Origin of the sequence: Okeania sp. SIO2F4, assembly GCF_010672385.1 — a bacterium.
In the GTDB taxonomy this organism is placed as follows: domain Bacteria; phylum Cyanobacteriota; class Cyanobacteriia; order Cyanobacteriales; family Microcoleaceae; genus Trichodesmium.
In genome coordinates this window covers 1-5,584 of sequence record NZ_JAAHGT010000656.1, presented here as the reverse complement: position 1 = coordinate 5,584, position 5,584 = coordinate 1, and the positions used below count along the sequence as shown (strand labels likewise).

Here is a 5,584-nt window from a genome sequence, read left to right as displayed (position 1 = left end):
TCCATCAGGGCTAATTGCTACAGAGAAAACATCTTTCAGATGACTATACAAGGTATTTTTCAATCTACCAGTGTAAAGATCCCAAATTTTGATTGTACTGTCACCACTAGCACTAACCAAGGTGCGACTGTCTGGAGTAATAGCAACAGACCATATAGGTCCGTCATGTCCTGATAATGTACCTAAATTTTGCCCACTGCGCAAATGTAACAGTTGGATACTCCCATCTGTACTGCCACTGGCAACAATTCGACCATCTGAGCTAGTTGCAAGAGACCAAACAGGACCTGAAGTTGTCGCTAAAGTCCGCAGTGGGGAAAGTTGATCTAGTATTCCTGTAGATGGTGGTAGTGGAGGAAGTTTTTTTGTATACTCATCTATTTTAGGTTGAGATAAATCTGGCTTTAACTCAGGAATAGTAGTATTTTCTGACGATGAAGATAATGATGGCTGAGGTTTGGGAGATGGTACGCGAGAACTAATAAATAATGATAATAGAGCGATCGCTGCTGCTCCCCAAGCGGTTACAGTCCACTTTGGTTTTTGCAGGATGACGTCTACTGGTGTTGGTCCGTATTTGATATCTTTAATAATTTCTGCTGCAGACTGATACCGTTGACGATGGTCTCGTTGCACCATTTTATCTAATATGCGACCGAGATGCCGACTAATGGGATGTTTCAAATAGTCTCGCCACACCCACTTATCTGCTTTGATATCAAATAGTTCAAATGGTGAAACCATTGTTAATAGATGCAGACAAGTTGCACCTAAACTATATATGTCACTGTTGGGATAGACTTTCCCCTGTGTTTGTTCTGGAGCAGCATATTCAGCCGAACCATTAATACTGCCTATTGATAACAAGTCTCCATTAGCAGAAATAGTAACACCAAAATCAACTAAAACAAATTCTGGAATATTTGTGCCTGGTTTTGTCCGACAAATGATATTTTCTGGTTTAATATCTCCGTGAATCAGGTGATGGTCGTGGATAAATTCCAACACTCGCAACAACTGATGCAATATTTGCCAAATTTTATTTTCACTAAAGACACCATCTTCTATGAGTTCTGTGGCCAGGTTTCGGCCTTCAATATATTCTTGTACTAAATAACGGTGGCCATCATGTTCTACAGATGCTAATAGCTCTGGAATTTGGGGATGTTTACCGATTTTATCTAGCTGTACTGGGTCACAGCTAAATGTCGGGATAATTTCTTGACCCTGAAAAATTAGGTCTTTTCTGTCGTCTAGGTTGACAAACTCTTTGATAATACAAGGTGGTTTAGATGGTTTGTCTTGGTCAATGGCTAGAAATGTACGGCTCCAGACACTTTCACCTAAAGGTTTGATGGTCTGGTAGCGTTGTTTGAGTATAGGTGGACAATTGGTATGATTCCCTATTGTCTCATTTTGGCTGACAATTTGCTTGTCACCATCTTCTGGATTTTGGTTGTGAGGATTGATGCGATGATTCATAATCAGCAATCAATTAGTATATTTTTTCTATAATAATATTTCTTATATTTTAGCTACAAATATTATGGAATGGTTAGGGGTTGTATGATTTTTTGGCAGTAAAAAATTACAAGTAAAAATTTTTGGAGGATTAATGAGTTTTGACTTTAACTTTGAGAAATTAATAGTTGGATTGGGTTATATATATTTTTTCACTTTTAATCAGGGTTAATTATTATTCTTCATAAAAATATACATACCACCCTTTAATATTTTCAATTTGCTGAATTGTTAATTATTTAACAATTTATCTATAGTCGTTATATTTAGTTTGTTGACTTGTGAAGAAAAATTCTGAGAATTAGGCAACAGGAAACACAGGTAAGAATTTCAGGGTTTTTATGTATTTTGAAATTTTTGACAAATTATTTAGAATTGTTATATTTTCTGTTATTTTGTGATTTGCTGGTTCACTGTCAAAAAAAATGATTAAGTTTTCTTGTTTATTTAAAAATTTAATCTATTTTATTCACAGCAAAACTTTGCTTTTAGTAAAATTCCTCAAAAAATTAAAATACTGATATTGTTTCTTGATAACAATACCCTTAATAATTGTCTATCAAATTTATTAAGTAGAGTTTCAAAACTCATAAATTTGGTTACCTTTGAACATACGATAAATATTTGACTCAAAAGAAATAAACCAGACTTCGAGTCGGAGCCTATATTTCAATCCCGCCCTTAAGGGTGAGGTCTTTAAGTGCAGCTTTATCAAGAAATAGTATTAGTCAAGATTATTCTTTTCAAACCTATTATAATTTGAGAGTTATTCTGTTCCCTTACTTAACTCTAAATCACTACATATATCTATAAAAAGTAATATGAAATACAAAAAATTCTGCTACTCACAAATCATCCCATCACCCTATCCCCCCATCACCCTATCAATCTTTAGTAGCAAACATTAACGTATTTCATATAAGTTATATAGCAATCCGTGCATAGGTTGCGGGTAATCAAAAAGTAGATAAAAAACCTGAAACTCCTATCTGTTCCCTGCTCCCTAAATGCGTTAAGGTTTTTATACACAAATAAAATAGGACTGCTATAGTATTTCTCATATTTTGTAAGGTATAGTTGTTTTTCTTTTTTTCTATTTCCATGTCTGGTCTTCCCTCTGCCCTAAATCCCAGAAATTTGTACTTCACTGACAGTGAAAAATTTCTATGTTTATTGTAAACTAGGTAAAAATTTCATAATTTTTCTATATTCCAGTTTAAGCTCATAGTAAATAACAATTAATTATGCCACTCATCCGGATCAAAAAGTCTTGGGAAATTCCTGAAAGAGAAATTACTCCAGAAAACGTTTATTTTAACCGCCGTCGGTTTATGAAAAATTTAATTGGTGCTGGATTGAGTGCTACTGCTTTATCTACTCTTACAAGTTGTGCTGGGAACTCAAAAATATCTCTAATTTCTGGAGCAGCAACTTTACCAACTATTGATAAATTTACACCTAATTCTAACTTTGCTCAAGTTGAGCGACCAATAACTGATGAAGCTTTAGCAACCAAATATAACAATTTCTATGAATTTGGTGGTAATAAATCTATTTGGCAAAATGCTCAAGCTTTACCAACTGAAAATTGGAAAGTTGAAGTTACAGGTTTAGTCAAAAATTCTCGTATTTATGACATAGACGAACTACAGAAAAAGTTTCCTCTAGAAGAAAGAGTATATCGGTTTCGGTGTGTTGAAGCATGGGCAATGGTAGTACCTTGGATTGGTTTTCCCATGAAGTTATTAATGGCTGATGTAGAACCAACATCAAAAGCTAAATACGTTAGTTTTACATCTTTTTATGACCCAGAAATTACTAAAGGTCCTGGTTTTTGGGCGGGTGGTTATCCTTGGCCGTATAGAGAAGGTTTACGAATAGATGAAATGGCTAACGAATTAGCTTTTTTTGCTATGGGAATGTATGGTAAATCATTGCCAAAACAAAATGGTGCGCCTTTGAGAGAAGTTATTCCTTGGAAGTATGGTTTTAAGGGAGCAAAATCAATAGTAAAAATTGAGTTTGTAGAAAAAAGACCTGCAACATTTTGGAATACTTTGATTCCCAATGAATATGGTTTTGAAGCAAATGTTAATCCTGAAATTCCCCATCCTCGATGGTCACAAGCAACTGAAAGAATACTCAGTGAAGGTGCTAGTTGGTCTTGGGAAAAACGTCCGACTTTACTTTACAATGGTTATGGAGAATATGTTGCTAATCTTTATAGTTAAAGCTTGATAAAAAAAGGGAATTAGAATTAGGAATAAGCCAAGGTTTAGAAACTCTCTTTGTGGCAAAGCAGATAAAAAAATTGGATTTAAAGAACCCAATTTTTAATTCTAATTCGAGAAATTTAGTAAGTATTAAGCTATTAGCTGTCAGCTCTCAGCAATAAGAAACCACCCTTAGTACCGATTTGAAAAAAGAATGTATAAATTTCTCTTGATTAGAGATGCTTAAAAAGAGCTGCTCCAGTTCATTTTAGACAGCTATATCTAGGAGGATCATTTTTCCTTTTTTTTCAAAATTTACTCTTTTTCTTACTTCTTCCTTTAGCCGATAGCTGAAAGCTGACGACTGAATACTTACAAAATTGATAACTCCTGTTATACTGATTAAAAATTTGTAGTAAGCTTACTAATTTTTAATATGGCAATGCAATTAAAAGTTCCATCTATTGCTTGTGGTGGATGTGCAGATACTATTACTAAAGCAATCAAAAATCACGAATCTGAAGCTGATGTCCAAGTGGATGTGGAGCAAAAAATAGTTACAGTAGAAACCAAAGCATCTGAAGAGTCCATTAAGCAAGTAATTACTGCTGCTGGACATACAGTTGAATAGAAAAAATTTTTCTCTAACTAAACAAATAACCAGGGGGACTTGACTTGGATAGACTCCCTGGATATTTTATGAGATTTTCTGCAAAAGTTGGGAACAGCGAATCGGAAGTAGTAATGTCCTAACCTTTGCTTCAACTTCTATAGGAGATGGAGAGGGGAATACAGGGAAAATGTTTAAAAATAGGTAGTGTGGAAAGTGTGAGGAGGGTGGAGAGACAGAGAAAGTAAGAGGAATAATTGTACCTGTATCTTTTTGTGCTTGTCTGCTTTTTATCCTAACTTTTTGGTCTTAAAGGCTGAAAAATTTGCACTTTTTTCGCTCCAAAGATGCTAAAACCTTTAGATATCAGTGCTTTGAGATTATATTGGCTAGCCCTACTCACTTATCCCAAACTTTGCGTTCTGCACAACCCAAAAATACTCCTATTCTCTCGACGTCCCCATGTCCCCCTCTCCCCATACTCCCCCTCTTTTTTTAAATAGATTTCAAATGGGTGAGATCCACAAATTTTGGATTTTAGAGAATAGGGAAGAGAAAAAATACTGTATCTCATTAATTATGAGAACTATATTAACTCGCAATATTCTCAGAACTTACGCATTTATGAGTCTAAACACTACGTATCTATAACGTTATAGTTTTTGAACGCTATATATAGTGTCTCTGCGTAAGTCCTGATTCTTGTATATAAGTATAAATACTTAGGGCTGGCGGATTAAATCTCAAAGCATTGACAGATAAAGGCAAATGCCTTTTTTTGGTCGAAAAAAGGTGCGCCTGTTTGAGCTTTTCATGGTCGAAAAGTTAGGACTTTGGGCAGACAAAGATAGAAAAATCAAGGTAAAATTATTCCTTCTACTTTCTCTGTCTCCCCACCCTCCTCACACTCTGCTTTTTTCAGCCAACCCTACTTAATTTATCAATAATTGTATCCTGTAAAACATCAGAGTTGTCGCTAAATCGATTTAAAAAATCGCTACAACCTAGACATAGCAATAATTATAAGTTGTTTGGAACTTTTTTCCCTGTTAGCTATTGCCTATTATTTACTAAGTATTCAACCTTGAAAAAAATGAGGTAAGTATCGTTGACACTCCACGGACTAAAGTCGCGTGGATTCTTAAGGGTCACAAATTTGACGGACTTTCCTCACGTCAAATTTTACCCTTAATGGCATAGCTATTTCGAAGAACATGCCCCCGGCTCAGTGTTCTGGCAT

The 5,584-nt window shown here is 35.0% G+C and carries 3 protein-coding genes; 2 read left to right on the top strand and 1 reads right to left on the bottom strand.

Annotation, left to right across the window (positions count from 1 at the left end):
• On the bottom strand, positions 1 to 1,482 hold a 1,482-nt coding region (locus tag F6K22_RS29750; protein WP_293106483.1), incomplete at its 3' end, for a serine/threonine-protein kinase.
• Positions 1,483 to 2,765: 1,283 nt separating this feature from the next.
• On the opposite strand from F6K22_RS29750, the gene msrP reads away from it, so the two are divergent.
• Positions 2,766 to 3,752 (top strand): protein-methionine-sulfoxide reductase catalytic subunit MsrP, encoded by a 987-nt coding sequence (msrP, locus tag F6K22_RS29745; RefSeq protein ID WP_293106480.1) that lies wholly within the window; start codon positions 2,766 to 2,768, stop codon positions 3,750 to 3,752.
• A 418-nt stretch (positions 3,753 to 4,170) separates the two neighbouring features.
• Positions 4,171 to 4,365, top strand: a complete 195-nt coding sequence (locus F6K22_RS29740; RefSeq protein ID WP_293106477.1) for a heavy-metal-associated domain-containing protein — start codon at positions 4,171 to 4,173, stop codon at positions 4,363 to 4,365.
• Positions 4,366 to 5,584 lie beyond the last annotated feature (1,219 nt).